Genomic DNA, 15,231 nt, shown 5'->3' with positions numbered 1-15,231 from the left:
CCCGCTCACAGCGCGATCAGCGGGAGCAGTTCGGCCAGGCGCTGGTCCCCGACACCGGGGACCTCGGCGAGCTGGTCCGGCGAGGCGAATGGACCGTTCTCCTCCCGGTACCGCACGATCCGCTCGGCGAGCACCGGGCCGATGCCGGGCAGCGTGTCCAGCTGCTCGACCGTCGCCGTGTTCAGGTGGATGGGCCCCGCCTTTCCCGATCCCCCGCCTGGCCCGCCACCGGCGCCGCCAGTCCCCGCCTCAGCCGTCGGCCCCGCGGGCGCGCGGCCCGGTTTGCCGTCGACGAGGATCTGCTCGCCGTCGACGAGCTGGCGGGCGAGCGCGAGACCGGTGGTGTCGGTACCCGGCAGCACTCCTCCGGCCCGTTCGATCGCGTCGATGACCCGTGCCCCGGCCGGCAGGCGTACCACCCCGGGCTCGCGCACCAGGCCGGCGACGTCGACGACCACCTCGGCGGCCGGGGTGGGGCTCTGGCTCGCCCCGCCGGACGCGCTCGCCGCGGCGGACGCCGTGCCGGCCCACGTGGCGCCGCCGGGGAGAGCGCCCGTCCCGGCCGTCGGGCGCGCCGTCCCCCCGCCGGCAGCGGTGTCGATCCGGACCGGCCGGCCATGCCAGGCGAAGAATGCGGCGACGGCCGCGGCCACCAGGGCGACGAGCGCGAGCACCATCGCGCCGCGGGCCGCCGGGTCGAACACGGCGCCCCGCAGCACCGCCGGCAGCTTGGCACCGAGCTCACGCCCCCGCCGGCGGCCCGGCGGCTCGGGCTCGGGCTCCCGCTCGAACGGGACGCCGCGGTCCAGCGTGCTCAGGTACGCGTCGTCGGGCCCGCCGAGCGGCGCCCCGCCGTCCTCCCACGGTCGCGCACTCGCCGGGCCGTCGCCCTCCCAGTCATGATCGTCCGCCGGGTGGGACTCGCGCCGCGCCGCGCCGAGTCCTGAGTCCACCGAACGCAGGCCGAGCAGGGCGGCGACATCCGGGGGGACCACCCGCTCGGAGGCAGCCCAGCCCGCCGGACCCCCACCCCGATCCGCCGGGTCCCGGCCGGGTGGAGCGCCTTCGCCGGGCAGGAAGCCCGGGTCAGGCGCGGCCCACGCCGCCGATTCCTCATCCTCTCCGGGGCCGGCTAGGAGCGGGCCGGGGCGGGCCGGGAGGGCGTCGAGGGAAAGCTCGGAGAGGTCTGGCAGGTGGGCGCGACCGGGCGACGTCCGGTCGGCGGAGGTGTCGATCAGACCGCGCCTGGGGTCGGTCGCGGCGGCGCGACCGGCGCGGTCAGGGCGGTCGAGATGCTGATCGGTCATGGGCCGGACCGTAGGCCGGCGCGACGCCGCCGCGGGCCGGTCAGCGAGCCGCTGTGGACAGCGACCGCCCGTCCACAGCCCTGCCCGATCCAGGCCGGGGCCCTGCCAGCATGGTGAGGACGGCTGGGACGAGCGGCACACCATCCGGGCGTGGAGCGGCGGTGGGAATACGCGGGTCGCTCTATATAGTTGCTCGGGCAACGATCGGTGATACCCAGCACCGGTCGAGACGTCCACCGCCACCGGCGGCGGTGGAGATCCGCGTTACCAGGAGGACCCAGATGTCCGAAGCCACCGTCACCACGACCGACCTGTCCGCGCTGACCGGCACCTGGACCGTCGACGCCGCGCACTCGCGCATCGGCTTCTCGGCCAAGCACGCGATGGTCACGACCGTACGTGGCTACTTCAACCAGTTCGAGGGCACCCTCGAGCTGGACGGCTCCGCCCCGGCCAAGTCCGCGGCCAACGTGACGATCCAGGCGGCCAGCTTCGACACCGGCGTCGCGGACCGTGACGGCCACGTCCGCTCGGCTGACTTCCTCGACGTCGAGAGCTTCCCGACGCTCACCTTCGTCAGCACCGGTGTCAGCCAGGACGGCGACGAGTACACGATGACCGGCGACCTGACCATCAAGGGCGTCACCAAGCCGGTCCAGCTGGCGATGGAGTTCGAGGGCAGCTCGCTGGACCCGTTCGGCAACACCCGCACCGGCTTCACCGGCGCCACCACCATCAGCCGCAAGGACTTCGGCCTGACCTGGAACGCCGTCCTGGAGACCGGTGGCGTCCTCGTCAGCGACAAGGTCAAGATCCAGCTCGACATCTCCGCCATCAAGCAGGCCTGACCCGCCCGGCCGCCCACGACCCGTCGCTGGTCCGCATCCCGCGCGCCGGCGACGCCGCTCCGCCGCTAGCTCATGGCCTGGTGGGCTCCCTCCGCTCTGCGACGCGGACGAGCCCACCAAGCCATGGGAGCGGCCGCGGGGACGTGCCCAGCACGCTCCAGGCCGATGCCGGCCGTTTCAGACGTGGCCGGACAGATCGACAGGGGCCTCGGCCGTCGTCGGGGATGCGGGGTCGGGGGCGGTGAAGAGGTCGATGGGCTCGCCCGCCACCGGGGCGGGGGCAGTCGCCTGGGGGTCGGGGGCGCCCGGCGGGAGTTCTATGCGTTCGACCAGGGTGGGGCCCTGGTTGTGGACGTCGCCGACGGCGGCGTCGACAGGGTGGGTCTCGAACACACCCGCCGGCGCCGGGACGAGCAACGCGCGCAGGGCGTCGGTGTCGGCGTAGCCCGGGTCGAGCCAGCGGTCCCAGGCGGCGGCCGGCAGGACGACCGGCGAGCGGTCGTGCAGGAACTCCAGGCCGACGGCCGGGCCAGTGGTGAGGATCGTGTAGGTGGTCAGTGGCTCGTCGCCACCGCGCCACACCTCGTACAGGCCGGCGAAGGCGAGCAGCGGACCGGCCGGGCCGATGCCCGGGTGCTGGCCGCGGTGGATGTAGTACGGCTGGCCGCGCTTCTTCCTCTCGGGCCGGTGCCACTCGTAGAAGCCGGTCACGGGGACGAGGCAGCGCCGCGCGGCGAACGGCTTACGGAACACCGGCTTCTCGGCGATCGTCTCCGACCGCGCGTTGATCATCCGCGAGCCGATGGAGACGTCCTTCGCCCAGGACGGCACCAGCCCCCACCGGGCCAGCCGCAGCACGCGGCCGCTCGCGACAGGGGTCTCAGAGGAGCCGTCGGCGCCGTCGGCGCCGCCCGCGGAGTCCCCGGGGGATGGCTTCGGGCGCTCAGCCGTCACGATCGGCTGGGTGGTGGTCGGGGCGACGTTATAGCGCTCACGCACCTCGCCGCCGGTGTCGTCACGGGCCGACATCGCGTCGGCGAGGTCGTCCGCACTCAGCGTCTGGGTATACCGGCCGCACATGTGTTCAGCGTAGGACCGTCCTACGACGATTCGGAGCGCACGCGGCTACCAGACACCGGCGAGCAGCGCGGTGCCACCGGCCAGGCAGGCGAGGCTGGACACGGCGAAGACGGCGACCCACAGGCCGGCCGGCAAGCCTGTGAGGCGGGCGAGCTGGTCGGGGTCGGAGCCGCCGCCCCGCTGCCGGCGGCGGGACCGCGACACCTCGTACACGGGCCGCACGCCGCCGATCAGCAGGAACCAGGTCACACAGGCGGCGAAACCGCCGCGCAACGCGTCCGGGGCGACGACCGAGACGGCGAGCACGATCAGGATGCTCACCACCACCGACAGCAGGCCGAACCCGTTGCGGATCACGACCAGTACGCCGACCAGCAGCACGACGAACAGCTGCAGCAGCAGCGCGGTGCGCCCGGTCGACACCAGCGCCGCCGCGCCGAGGCCGAGCAGCGCCGGCGCCGGGTAGCCGGCGGCGACCGTGCAGACCACCCCGGGTCCATGGGGCCGGCCCGAGGAGATCGTCACTCCGGAGGTGTCCGAGTGCAGCCGGATCCCGGCGAGGCGGCGCCCAGCGCACAGCGCGACGAGGGCGTGCCCGGCCTCATGGACGATCGTGATGACGTGCCGGGCGACGGGCCAGGAACGGTTGCTGGCGACGGCCAGCAGCGCGAGCAGGCCGGCGGCGGCGAGTACCGCGCGGCTCGGCGCCGGCTGGACGACGAGCGCGCGGTGCAGCAGGTCAGACAGGGCCGTCTCCTCGGTGGGGAGCCTCGTGGCCGGCGACGGCGCGGCGGCGCCACCACGGCGGGCCCGTCCCGATGACGGGCCATCGCGGTGACCACGCGGTCGTCGGCCGCATTCCCCTACGGCCCGTTCATACCGGTTTCCGAGGAGAAGGTGCACCCCGGCCGTCGCCACCCGGCCGGCATGGGCCGGAAGTGTCCGCCGGTGGCGGTAATGTTGGCCGGCCGGCGGCGGCCGCGGCGGCCCACGCCGAAGCGGGCGCGTGGCCACCCCGACCTGCGGCCTGACCTCGGAAGGTCGCCGAAGCCATACCCGGCCGGCAGGCGCTGGGCGAGCCGGCGCACTCTGGGCGGACGGCTGGACAGGACGGAGGCACAGGTGGCGGAGTACGTGTACCGGCCGGTCATCAGCGTCGCGCTCGGGCTGTTCCGGGCTCTCGACCTGAAGCTCGACGTGCGCGGCCGGGAGAACATCCCGGCGACCGGCGGCGCTGTGGTGCTCATCAACCACATCTCCTACCTGGACTTCGCGCTCGCCGGCGTGCCGTTCTGGCGCGAGCGCAAGCGCATGGTCCGGTTCATGGCGAAGAAGCCGACCTTCGAGAGCAAGGTGACCGGCCCGCTGATGCGCGGCATGCACCACATCCCGGTCGACCGGGCCGCCGGTGCCGGGTCACTGAAGGTGGCGATCGAGGCGCTGCGCGCCGGCGAGCTGGTCGGCGTGTTCCCCGAGGCGACGATCCACCCGCACTACTGCCTGGCGCCGTTCAAGTCCGGCGCGGCGCGGATGGCCAGGGAAGCCGACGTGCCGGTGATCCCGCTGGTCATCTGGGGCAGCCAGCGGATCATGACCAAGGGCCAGCCGCGCAATCTGCGTAAGGCCCGGCACACCCCGGTCTCGCTCACGGTCGGCGCCCCGATCCCGCCGGCGGAGCTCGCGGACCCGGCGGCAGGCACAGCCCTGCTGTTCGACGCGATGAGCAAGCTGCTCGACGAGGACCAGCACCGCTACCCGCCGCCCGCGCCCGGCGGGCCCGACTGGTGGCAGCCGGCCCACCTGGGCGGTTCCGCGCCGCCGCGCCCACAGGACGCCGCGTCCACCCGCCCTGACGACCCAGCTCCCGCGGCGTCCACGGCTCACCCGCTGCCCGACCAGGCGTCACCGGAGCAGGCGTCGCCGGTACAGGTGGCGGCGAAGCAGGTGCCGGCGGAACAGGCGCCGGCGGGCGCCGAGAGCACCGCGGCGGCGCCGACTGAGCAGACGACGCCCCCGGCGGCCTGACGGCTTTCTGTCAGGCTGTTTGACGGGAGCCAGCCGCGCGGCGGATCGTCCGAATCGTCAGCTTCGGCACCCCGTCACCAGGACGGACGCAGCCCGCTCGCCGCCATCCTGGCGGCGGCGTCGGCGAGGCTGGCTTCCCGCGATGCCGCGCCGTGCGCGGCCGAGACCCCGGAGAGTTGTTGATGGTGTCGCACCCGGACGTCGCCGACAGCAGCACGATCAGGGACAGGGCGATCAGAAACAACGCCGCGGCTGGCAGCGCCGTCAGCGACGAGGAGTTCGTCGACGCGCTGCCCAAGGTCGAGTTGCACGTCCACCTCGAGGGTTCGATGCTGCCCGGCACGGTGCTCGCACTCGCCCGCCGTCACCAGGTCGACGACATCCCGACATCCGAAGAGACGCTGCGCGAGTGGTACGCCTTCAAGGACTTCAGCCACTTCCTGCGCGTCTACCGGACGGCGGTGCGGGTGCTGCGCGACGAGGACGACTTCGCGCTGCTCGCCCGCGAGACCGCCCTCGGCCTCGCCGCGCAGAACGTCCGCTACGCGGAGATCTACTTCACCCCGTACATCCACACGATGCGCGGCGTCCCGATCGAGGACGTGTTCGCCGGCATCAACCGCGGCCGGGCCGAGGCGCGGGCGGCGACCGGCATCGAGATCCGCTGGATGGCCGACATCCCCGGCGGGCTGCCCGACGTCGACATCCTCGAGGTCGCCGACCTCACCGTCGGGTACGCGATCGCCCACGGCGGTGACAGCGTCGTCGGCCTCGGCGTCGGCGGCGCCGAGGCGGGCGTTCCCCGGCCGCAGTTCGCCGAGGCGTTCGCGGCGGCGCGGGCGGCCGGCCTGCGCAGCATCCCGCACGCCGGCGAGACGACCGGTGCCCGCACGATCTGGGACAGCGTCGAGTACCTGGGCGCCGACCGGATCGGCCACGGCATCCGCTCGCTGGAGGACCCCGCGCTGCTCGCGCGGCTGCGCGCGGACGGCATCCCGCTCGACGTCTCGCCGACGTCCAACCTGTGCACCGGCGTCGTCGCGGACTACCCGAGCCACCCGCTGCCCAGGCTGATCGCCGAGGGACTGTCGGTCACGCTGAACAGCGACGACCCGCCGATGTTCGGCACGACCCTGCGCGAGGAGTACCTGCACGCGCTGCGCGATCTGGGCCTGTCCCGCGCGGCTGTCGCCGGGCTCGCCACGGCCGCTGTCCGCCACTCGTTCCTCGACGAGGACCGGAAGGAGGCCTTGGTCGCCGAGCAGCGCGCCGCCGTCGACGCGCTCACCGCACGCTGACGCGCACCAGGACTCAGGGAAAACACGGATCCCCCAGCGCCGTCGCCGCGTTACTGTCTGACGCAGGCCGGCCAGGCGCGAGCGCGCGGCCACCGCGAGGACACCCGCCGCGGCCTCTCAGAATGGGGCCGGGCCGCCCGAGCATCCTCGGACGGCCCGGTTACGGGGCCCACACGCAAGGGCCCGCGCGCGACGGCGGCCTGGCCCGCCGGTCAGCGGCCGCGAGCGGCCCGGACCATGCGGAGCCGAAGATCCGGCTGACGGCGAGATGGGCGACGGCCAGCTCGTCGCCGACTGCGTGGTCCGCCTGGCGATGAGCTACCTGACCCTCCCGGGCGGCGCCCCCGAGCTCACCGGCCAGCCCGTGGCCGCATCCTCGGCCCCTTAGTCCTCACCGCCACCAACACCGCCCACCGACCGGCCGCGACGCCCAGCGAATGACGGCCAGCGCGGTGGACGGCTCGGTACGCGTGTCTTCCTGGCGTCGACGTCGGCATTTGACTATTGAGCCGGGTAACTGTTTGAACGTGGGCTCGGCGAGCCGAATCGTCGACAAAAGCGCTCGACGAGCGCTCGATTTGTTTCGACGAGCTTTCCGAGCGACTACCTTCCGTGCCGGTTTGCCATATACGGGCCGATTTGTTTATGGTGGGCGCCATGCCGAGCGGAGAACACGAGGCGCCAATCGAGCTGGCCACGCTTGCCCCGAACGTAGTGCTCGACCTACTGTCGGATATCTTTCTAGTCAAGGTGCCGAGCTTTCGCGAGGTCACGGAGCCGAGCACCGACATGCGGATGCTTGCTCCCCGCACCTACCATGCCGACGGGGCGCTGCTGTTCAAGGATGCCGACAATCACCCGGTACTGGGTGTCGTGCTGGAGATCCAGCGCGGCTGGGATCCGCGCAAGCAGTGGACATGGATGCTCTACGTGGCGCACATGGCCGTGCGCCTGCGGGTTAGGACGCTTCTGCTCGTCTACTGTCCCGACCCCACCGTGGCTCGGCGCTATCAGCGGCTATACCAGCCCGGGGGCCGCTACTCACCGCAGGAACCGCTCATCTTCTCGCCGCGGGATGTGCCTCGGATCGTCGACGTCGACCAGGCTCGTGCGAATCCCGCGCTCGCGGTGTTCTCCGCGATATGCCACGGCAACGACCCCAACATCGACGACCACTTCCCCGCGCTCGCGGAGGTCTTGCGAACGGCTCCGACCGAGGTGGCGGCCTCGTACGATGACATATTGGTGGCCGGGTTGCCTCATGCGGTCCGGACCAGATGGGAGGCGTACATGGCCCGCGCTGTTGGACACAGGTACTACAGCGACTTCTACCGCCAGCTCGACGCCCGAGCACGCGCAGAGGGCCGTGCGGAGGGTGAAGGGCGCTCGGTGCTGACGGTGCTGGATGCTCGCCATGTGGCGGTCCCCGACACCGCCCGCGAGCAGATCCTCGCCTGCACCGACCTCGACCAGCTCGACACCTGGCTACGCCGCGCCGGCACCGCCACCACCATCGACGACGTCATCCAGCCCTGACTCACGGGCCGCGTGCAGGCCCCGGACCGTACCCGGCCACGGCTCGACGTTGACCGGGGAGCGATCCGCTGGTGGCGACTCGCGGTATTTTCTGCACATCTGCGTCGCCTGGTGATCGGAATAATGCGTATTGTCAGGAGTCACGCGCCGAGGGCAGCGGCCGAGGGAGACCGATGACGAGCGCTTCACCTCACACGTCTGACGGGACGGAGCCGCTTTGGGCCGCGGTCTTCACACCGCTGACTCCGCAGGATCCTCGTGTGATCAGCGGATACCTGCTCAGAGCCCGGATCGGCGCGGGCGGCATGGGTGCCGTCTACCTCTCCTACACTCCCGGCGGCAGGCCGGTGGCGCTCAAGGTCGCCCGGGCGGAGTTCGCCGCCGATCCGGAGTTCCGCCGTCGCTTCGAGAAAGAGGTGACGATCGCTCAGCGGGTCCAAGGCCTCTATACCGTCCCCGTCATCGACTGTGACCCGCACGCGCCCCTGCCCTGGCTGGCCACCGCCTACGTACCCGCTCCCTCGCTCGCCGCCTCCGTGGCCCGACAGGGGCCACTACCGGCGGAGACCGTCCTCGTGATGATCGCCGGGGTGGCGGAAGCACTCCAGTCGATCCACGCCGCGGGTGTCGTCCACCGTGACCTCAAGCCGGGGAATGTCCTCCTCGCGGAGGAGGGCCCGCGGGTGATCGACTTCGGCATCTCGCGGGCGGTCGAATCCTCCTCGGCGGCCCTCACCGGGACCGGGGCTCGGATTGGAACGCCCGCGTTCATGGCCCCCGAGCAGGTACAGGGAAAGGTTTTCGGCACAGCTGGGGACGTGTTCACCCTTGGTTCCACCGCCTACTACGCGGCCACGGGCGAATACCCGTTCGGCGGTGACGCCGCCGTCTTCCATCGCATCCTGCACGAACAGCCCGACTGGGACAGCTGCCCGGATCAGGTCCGTGCGGTGCTGGAGCAGTGCACGCGGAAGGATCCCGCAAGCCGACCCACTCCCGCCAAGTTGATCGAACTGTGTCGGGAGGCGTCCACCGATGAGCGGCTGCGCATCGGTGGGGGCTGGCTGCCCGCGACCGTGCGCGCCGACCTCACCCGCTACACCCTCACCGCGCCCGCCCCGTCGCCGTCCCAAGCGCGCACCGTACCCGGGCCTCCTCAGCCGCCGGCGCCATGGATACCGTCGCCACCATCTCCTCGCCCGTCGCGCTCCCGCGCATTGCCCTGGGTTTTCGGCGCACTCGGCGCGGCGTTGCTCGTAGTCTTGGTCGTCGTCGGAATTCTCGCGAATCTACCCAACGAACCGTCGGGCCGGGAGAACAACGGTAGCAGCGGTACATCCCCGGCCACAGCTGGGACAGGTAGTTCAGGCCCGAGCGCGAGCGCGGCACCGACGACTGTCGACCGCTATCTCTCGGACTCGAAAATCGTACAGGAGAATGTAGATTCTTCCGCTCCGGGCACGAATGGATCGGCCTCGGTCAGTGGCGCCGCGTACGTGCACAGCGTTCGACTCCCCGCCAACCTCGGGTACAGCGGCGAAACTCCAACGTACGTGGAATATGACCTTGGAAGGCATTTCCAGCACCTTCAGACGACGGTGGGGCTCTCGGACGACGCCACGAGCGGCACGGTCTACCTGATCGAGGTCTTTGGCGACGGTCGCCGGCTGGCGTCACACACCGTCAAACTGGGCGACTCCGTCCCCGTCGATATCAACGTCACGGGAGTCCTTCGATTGCGCCTCATGACCACGAAGGTGCAGGCGGACTACTGGGACCGATCGGTCACGGTGTTCGGCGACGCCCACGTCACTGGCGGCTAGGGCGGGGGCCCAACTGACCGGATCATCTGTTTCCCAACGCCCACCCGAACCGCGTCCCGCCGGTCAGCGCGGCAGTCGCCCGCCTGGCCCACTCATGCCGAGCGGTCGACTGACGCCGTGCGTGCCGGCGATGTGACGCACCGATCCGGCGGGTACTCGCATCACCAGCGCAGCACCGAAGGACGTCCCGGAGTGGGGCGAACTGCTTGAAACCGCCCGATGGTCCCCCTAACCTGCGCACACGCCGTCGATCGCCGGATCTGGCGCCGCACCAGCGACAGGACCCGCCATGAGCGCAACCGCCGCCGCCAGCACTCCTCCCCGAGACCTCCCGCCTGGCGGGACCGGTGACGAGACCGGACTCGGGATCAGCCGGCTGTGGCGGCGGGAACTGGCGCACTATCCCGCGCTCGGGCCGCGGCTGGCGGCTCTGTCGATCGTGGTCCTGACGACGATCTTGTTCTACTACCAGTACTACCTGATCAGCGGTGTCAGCGAGCAGGTGCTGACCAGCACCGGCATCTCGTTCCTGTTCTTCGTCAACATCAACGTGGTGTCCGCGCTCGCCAGCGCCCTGGCGTCGCTCGCCGGCGGGGTGTGCGACCGCTACGGCCGAGCGAACATCGTGACCATCGGCGTGCTGCTTTGCGCGCTCATCTGCCTGTTCGGCTTTCCGAACGTCGAGTCGGGCTGGAGCGTCGGGATTCTCTACTCGCTGCTCGGCGCGATCGAGGGCACCGTGCTCGTCGCGACGCCGGCTTTGATCCGTGATTTCAGCCCGCAGGTGGGCCGGGCGTCGGCGATGGGCTTCTGGACGATAGGCCCCGTCGCCGGCAGCCTGATCGTCAGCGTCGTGGTGAGCAACACCGCCGATCACCTCACCGACTGGCGGGACCAATACGTGATCGCCGGCTTCGCCGGGCTCGGCGTGTTCATCATCGCCCTGCTGTTCCTGCGCGAACTCTCGCCGCGGCTGCGGGATCAGGTAATGGTCAGCGAACGCGACCGCGCCCTGGTCGAGGCCAGGGCCCGGGGCCTCGACGCCGCCGACCTCGAGGCGGCGCTGCGCCGGCCGTGGCGGCAGATGCTGCACCTGGACATCGTCGGCTCGGCGCTCGCCATCAGCCTGTTCCTGTTCATCTACTTCGTCGCCGTCGGCTTCTTCCCGATCTTCTTCCAGACACTGTTCGGGTTCAGCACCTCGCAGGCGAACGCGTTGGGCAACTGGATGTGGGGCTGCGAGGCGGCGGCGCTGATCCTGATCGGCTGGGTGTCGGACCGGCTGCGGGTCCGCAAGCCGTTCATGGTCGTCGGCGCGGTCGGCGCGGTCGTCTGCACGCTGCTGCTGATCGGCCGCACCAGTCACGCCGACACGGGCTACTACACGTTCGTCGGGATCCTCGTCCCGCTCGCGATCTCGCTCGGCCTCGCGTTCGCGCCGTGGATGGCGAGCTTCACCGAGACCGTCGAGCGGCGCAACCCCGCCCTCACCGCCACCGGGCTGGCGCTGTGGGGGCTGACGATCCGCGCCGTCGTCACCGTCTCGACCTTCCTGCTCCCCTACGTCGTCACCACCGTCACGCCGCTGGTCCAGGACGGCCCCACCGTGCAGGCCGCGGCGAGCGGGCAGGACCCGACACTCGACGCCACCCAGAACGCCGTCGTCAAGGCCGTCGCGGCGGACCCGGCCATCGTCGGGAAGGTTCAGGCCCTCGCGACGAAGTACGAGACACAGCTCGCGACGGCCGCGAAGCTGACCCCATCCACCCAGAGCGCGCTGTCCGAGGACCCGGCGAACACCGCGACGCAGGCCGCGGCGCTCAGCGAGATCTCCGGCAAGCCGGTCGCCGACGTCGCCCGGGTGATCGATCTCAGCGGCCGCTACGGGGCGGAGCTCGCCACGGCGGAAACGATCGACGACCAGACGATCGTCACAGTTCTGACGAACCCGGCGGACACGGCGGCGACGGCCACAGCCGAGGGCGAGATCGCCGCGAAGCTCGGCCTCACCCCGGAAGTAGCCCACACCAGGCTCACCGACCTGCGCGCGGTGCCGCTGCCCGATCTGCTTTTCATGGACGCCAACGGCGACGCGGTGCAGCAGGCCGCCGACCAGCTCACCGCACTCGCCGCCGTGCCCGCGGCGGACCTCGACTACCTCGACAAGTACGGCACCCCGTTGCAGAACCCGAAGGTGCAGGCGGTGCTGATGTACCTGGACGAGAACGGGGCGAAGGTACAGAAGGCCGCGGAGGACTCCCCCGGCCAGTGGCAGACCTACTTCTGGATCGCTGTCGCGGGTGAGCTGGTGTTCATCCCGCTCATCTTCCTGATGGCCGGGCCGTGGCGCCCCAGCACCGCCCGACGCCAGGAGCAGGAACATCAGGTGATGGTCGACGCCGAGTTGGCCCGCCTCAACACCCCCACCACACCCACCACCGCCAGCTCCCACGGATCATCCGGAACGGCTGCGGAGTGAGGCTGTTCTCCGTCACATCCATGATCAGAGATGTACCCGAACCACCGCGAGAGACGCTCCAACTCGGACCGACGTCGCGGTGGGGCCCGGGCGGGCGAGGTCTCCGGACGAGAAGATGTGCCGCCAAAGTCGGCCGACTTGGCTGGATGAAACAGGCCCGTTGGACGGGCGTATGGTTGGGGCGGTAGCGGACCGCTGGCCCAGCCCCGACCCGTTGGAGACGACGATTTTTCTGACGGGAGCGAGGTCGGTGCTCCACCGCCCGACCGCCGCCACGGCGGGATCCGGCGAGGTGGTCCCGCAGGCCGACGCCCGGCTCCCCAAGCCTACGATGATCGCCAGACACGGGCTGCCTCATCTCATCGAGGCGACGGTCATACCGGCGGTTCTTTTTCTTGTCGTCCTGCACCTTTCCAGCTTCACTTTGGCGGCGTTGGCCGCGCTGGTGTGGGAATACGCCGCGGTGAGCCGGCGTGTGGCCACCAGGCGGCGCATCCCGGCGCTGCTGGTGCTGTCCTCGGTCGGGCTGACCGTGCGCACCGCGGTAGCGATCATAAGCGGCAGCGCCTTCGTCTACTTCCTTCAGCCCGTCATCGTCGCTGGAATCATCGGAATGATGTTCCTGCTGTCCGCTCTTTCTCCGCGGCCCCTCGTTCATCGGCTGGCTCGCGACTTCTGCCCGCTGCCTCCCGGCGTGACGGCCCGGCCCGGCGTGCGCAAGCTGTTCCTCGGGCTCACCCTCCTGTGGGCGGCGGTGAATCTCGGGAATTCCGCTTTCACGTACTGGTTGTTGACATCCCAGACGACCGAGGTCTTCGTCGCGGTCCGCGGGATCACCGGCACCGCCCTGCCCGTCGTGGCCACGTTGATCACAATCGCCTGGTCGTGGCGGGTCGCCGGTCAGGAAGGTCTCCGCGCAGCTCGCGCGGCCTGATGGCGCTTCGCGGTTGTTCCCTTCGCGGGCCGCGTCGCGATCCCATGGCATCGTCGTGGGGTGCGCGCCGGCCGACCGGCGTTCCAGAACGGTGAAGCGTGCAACTACACGATTTTGCTGGCGAGCGCCTCGATCATGCGGCTCGTTGATATTCGTGGAGGAGGCCTGTACAGCTCCTACCGCCTGGGACCGGTCCCATGATCTGGTAGTTCGCGGCGCCTACCCGGCCCTCCTGCTGGCGCGTTCATTACTTCATGACGCAGACCAGCCACGTTTTGGATACGTCAAACGGTGGACGGCGTGTGACGATGGTCACAAGCCGGCCGCCGATCTCCTTGTGGGTGAGCGGAGAATGCGCTCGGTCAGCGATCGGCACCGTGCCCGGTGATGCCGGGCGTTTGCCCTCGGCCCCGAGTCCTGTCTAACGTTGTACTCGTTCCGGTCGGGAGCACGAACCCGCCGGGGCGCGTACGCCGGACCGACGCCGAGTTCTGCCCACGGTTCCGGTACATGTCATCTCATCTGTTCGCGGGGCAGAAGCGGCGAACCTGCAGGCGTTCGCCGGGCGGGTGCGAAGAAGCATTCTCCTCGTGGGCGCGGCCAGCCGATCGCGGTTTCACGTGCCGGTTTTCCGGGCATCCGCAGGTGTCGCGGGAAAGCATTTCTCTTGTCAATCCGCGCCAGGAGCACCCTGCGTAACCGGTCCGGAAGCGCGTGGCATGCAGACGGTCGGATGGGTGGACCCCGTCGGGGAGCATGCGTGCGCGGTCGGTCACCGGAGGCGAGGCGGGACCTGAACGAGCGCAACGTCCGATCTCGGCTGGTGGCCTGGATCGTGGCTGGGGCCATCGCGCTGACGTCGGCGGGCGTGATCGAGTCCGCGCGACCGGCCCTGGCGGCCGAGGCAGCGGCAGCAACGCCAACGCCGCCGGCGGCGGCGTCAGTGGCCATGCCGAAACGGCCCGTCTACACCGTGCACCAGATCCTTCCGCGGGCCCCGGCCAACGCCGTCGCGCTGACCCTGGACGACGGACCGAATCCCTCCTGGACGCCGCGAGTACTGGCGCTGCTCCGGAAGTACGACGTGCGGGCGACCTTCTGCCTTGTCGGGAGACAGGCGCAGGCCCACCCGGATCTCGTCCGGCAGATCGTCGCTGATGGTCATGCGATCTGTAACCACAGCATGACGCATCCCCAGCCGTTCGCTCACCGGTCCGCGGCCGCGATCGAACAGGAGATCAGCAGCGCCCAGTCCGCGATCGTGGGCGCCGCGGGCACCGCCCCGCGCCTGTTCCGCTCGCCGGGCGGCGACTGGTCGCCGGCCGTGTTCGAAGCGGCGGCCAAGCACAGCCTGACCCCGATCGCCTGGAACGTCGACCCCAGAGACTGGTCTCGCCCCGGTACGCAGAAGATCATCGACAGCCTTCTGACGGCGAAGCCCGGGGACATCCTGCTCTGCCATGACGGTGACGGGGACCGGCCGAGCGGGCACGGCACGGATCGCTCGGAGACGGTGAAGGCCCTGGAGGTGGCGCTGCCCAAGCTGAAAAGCAAGGGCTACACGTTCGTGACGCTGTAACAGGCGGCTACGCGGCTCCGCCCCAGGCGATCGCCGAGACCCGCCTGAACGCTGACGTCAGGCGCGCGCTGGGCCTCCCGGGCCGCCAGGGCAGGCCAGTGTGGTTCGTGCGGCCAGTCGTGCAGTTGGAGAAGCACCGCGTTGTTGGCATGCAGGAGCACGACCCGCGCGGCGAGGCGGACGACGGGGTCACCGGTGTGGCGTCCGGTCATAGCTCCCATCGTCGCGTCGACGCGTCGATATCGGGGCGAGGACTGACAGGTGAGGGCGAAGTCGCCATCGTGCCTGGTTTGTGATCTCCTGGCGAACGATGTCCTGGTCT

12 protein-coding genes are annotated in these 15,231 nt (G+C 70.7%); 8 read left to right on the top strand and 4 right to left on the bottom strand.

Going from position 1 to position 15,231, the window contains the following annotated elements; all coding sequences use genetic code 11:
• Positions 1–5 precede the first annotated feature (5 nt).
• The gene (locus tag QOZ89_RS15015; protein WP_312624059.1) at positions 6–1,307 is read right to left on the bottom strand and encodes a ComEA family DNA-binding protein; all 1,302 of its coding nucleotides are present in this window, start codon (positions 1,305–1,307) and stop codon (positions 6–8) included.
• A 281-nt stretch (positions 1,308–1,588) separates the two neighbouring features.
• Between QOZ89_RS15015 and QOZ89_RS15010 the strand changes: the two genes are divergently transcribed.
• Positions 1,589–2,155, top strand: coding sequence for a YceI family protein (locus tag QOZ89_RS15010; RefSeq protein ID WP_071047280.1), 567 nt, complete (start codon positions 1,589–1,591; stop codon positions 2,153–2,155).
• A gap of 177 nt (positions 2,156–2,332) precedes the next feature.
• Here the strand turns inward: QOZ89_RS15010 and QOZ89_RS15005 are convergent, their stop codons facing one another.
• Both QOZ89_RS15005 and QOZ89_RS15000 read right to left on the bottom strand, forming a co-directional pair.
• Positions 2,333–3,235 carry an SOS response-associated peptidase gene (locus QOZ89_RS15005; RefSeq protein WP_071047279.1) on the bottom strand — a complete coding sequence of 301 codons (903 nt, stop codon included), beginning with the start codon at positions 3,233–3,235 and terminating at the stop codon, positions 2,333–2,335.
• Positions 3,236–3,280: 45 nt separating this feature from the next.
• Positions 3,281–3,970 (bottom strand): M50 family metallopeptidase, encoded by a 690-nt coding sequence (locus tag QOZ89_RS15000; RefSeq protein WP_071047306.1) that lies wholly within the window; start codon positions 3,968–3,970, stop codon positions 3,281–3,283.
• Positions 3,971–4,357: 387 nt separating this feature from the next.
• Here QOZ89_RS15000 and QOZ89_RS14995 point away from each other — a divergent pair, with 387 nt between their 5' ends.
• From QOZ89_RS14995 to QOZ89_RS14965, 7 genes are all read left to right on the top strand, one after another.
• The gene (locus QOZ89_RS14995) at positions 4,358–5,260 is read left to right on the top strand and encodes a lysophospholipid acyltransferase family protein (RefSeq protein WP_397428775.1); all 903 of its coding nucleotides are present in this window, start codon (positions 4,358–4,360) and stop codon (positions 5,258–5,260) included.
• A 185-nt stretch (positions 5,261–5,445) separates the two neighbouring features.
• Positions 5,446–6,558 carry an adenosine deaminase gene (gene add, locus QOZ89_RS14990; RefSeq protein ID WP_397428777.1) on the top strand — a complete coding sequence of 371 codons (1,113 nt, stop codon included), beginning with the start codon at positions 5,446–5,448 and terminating at the stop codon, positions 6,556–6,558.
• Between the two features lie 657 nt (positions 6,559–7,215).
• Positions 7,216–8,094 carry a hypothetical protein gene (locus tag QOZ89_RS14985; protein WP_071047304.1) on the top strand — a complete coding sequence of 293 codons (879 nt, stop codon included), beginning with the start codon at positions 7,216–7,218 and terminating at the stop codon, positions 8,092–8,094.
• Positions 8,095–8,267: 173 nt separating this feature from the next.
• On the top strand, positions 8,268–9,917 hold the full coding sequence (locus QOZ89_RS14980) for a protein kinase domain-containing protein (RefSeq protein WP_071047278.1): 1,650 nt from the start codon (positions 8,268–8,270) through the stop codon (positions 9,915–9,917).
• 289 nt (positions 9,918–10,206) lie between these two features.
• A complete protein-coding gene (locus tag QOZ89_RS14975; protein ID WP_071047277.1) occupies positions 10,207–12,396 on the top strand; it encodes an MFS transporter in 2,190 nt (729 codons plus the stop codon).
• A 172-nt stretch (positions 12,397–12,568) separates the two neighbouring features.
• Complete coding sequence (locus QOZ89_RS14970) at positions 12,569–13,330, top strand: VC0807 family protein (RefSeq protein WP_241841541.1); 762 nt, start codon at positions 12,569–12,571, stop codon at positions 13,328–13,330.
• 760 nt (positions 13,331–14,090) lie between these two features.
• Positions 14,091–14,909 carry a polysaccharide deacetylase family protein gene (locus tag QOZ89_RS14965; RefSeq protein WP_241841540.1) on the top strand — a complete coding sequence of 273 codons (819 nt, stop codon included), beginning with the start codon at positions 14,091–14,093 and terminating at the stop codon, positions 14,907–14,909.
• Here the strand turns inward: QOZ89_RS14965 and QOZ89_RS14960 are convergent.
• The gene (locus QOZ89_RS14960; protein WP_071047275.1) at positions 14,888–15,121 is read right to left on the bottom strand and encodes a hypothetical protein; all 234 of its coding nucleotides are present in this window, start codon (positions 15,119–15,121) and stop codon (positions 14,888–14,890) included. The genes QOZ89_RS14965 and QOZ89_RS14960 overlap by 22 nt on opposite strands.
• Between the last annotated feature and the right edge of the window lie 110 nt (positions 15,122–15,231).

The sequence above is a fragment of the Pseudofrankia coriaricola genome, assembly GCF_032027725.1.
Classification (GTDB): domain Bacteria; phylum Actinomycetota; class Actinomycetes; order Frankiales; family Frankiaceae; genus Pseudofrankia.
Note: the sequence above shows the minus strand (reverse complement) of the source record. Positions and strands in the feature narration are given on the sequence as shown.

Bases quoted from the DNA above. Each gene is read 5' to 3' on its own strand.
- QOZ89_RS14970 (WP_241841541.1), top strand. From the start codon at position 12,569: ATGGTTGGGGCGGTAGCGGACCGCTGGCCCAGCCCCGACCCGTTGGAG.
- QOZ89_RS14960 (WP_071047275.1), bottom strand. From the start codon at position 15,121: ATGACCGGACGCCACACCGGTGACCCCGTCGTCCGCCTCGCCGCGCGG.
- QOZ89_RS15010 (WP_071047280.1), top strand. From the start codon at position 1,589: ATGTCCGAAGCCACCGTCACCACGACCGACCTGTCCGCGCTGACCGGC.
- QOZ89_RS14985 (WP_071047304.1), top strand. From the start codon at position 7,216: ATGCCGAGCGGAGAACACGAGGCGCCAATCGAGCTGGCCACGCTTGCC.
- QOZ89_RS14980 (WP_071047278.1), top strand. From the start codon at position 8,268: ATGACGAGCGCTTCACCTCACACGTCTGACGGGACGGAGCCGCTTTGG.
- QOZ89_RS15015 (WP_312624059.1), bottom strand. From the start codon at position 1,307: ATGACCGATCAGCATCTCGACCGCCCTGACCGCGCCGGTCGCGCCGCC.
- QOZ89_RS14975 (WP_071047277.1), top strand. From the start codon at position 10,207: ATGAGCGCAACCGCCGCCGCCAGCACTCCTCCCCGAGACCTCCCGCCT.
- QOZ89_RS15005 (WP_071047279.1), bottom strand. From the start codon at position 3,235: ATGTGCGGCCGGTATACCCAGACGCTGAGTGCGGACGACCTCGCCGAC.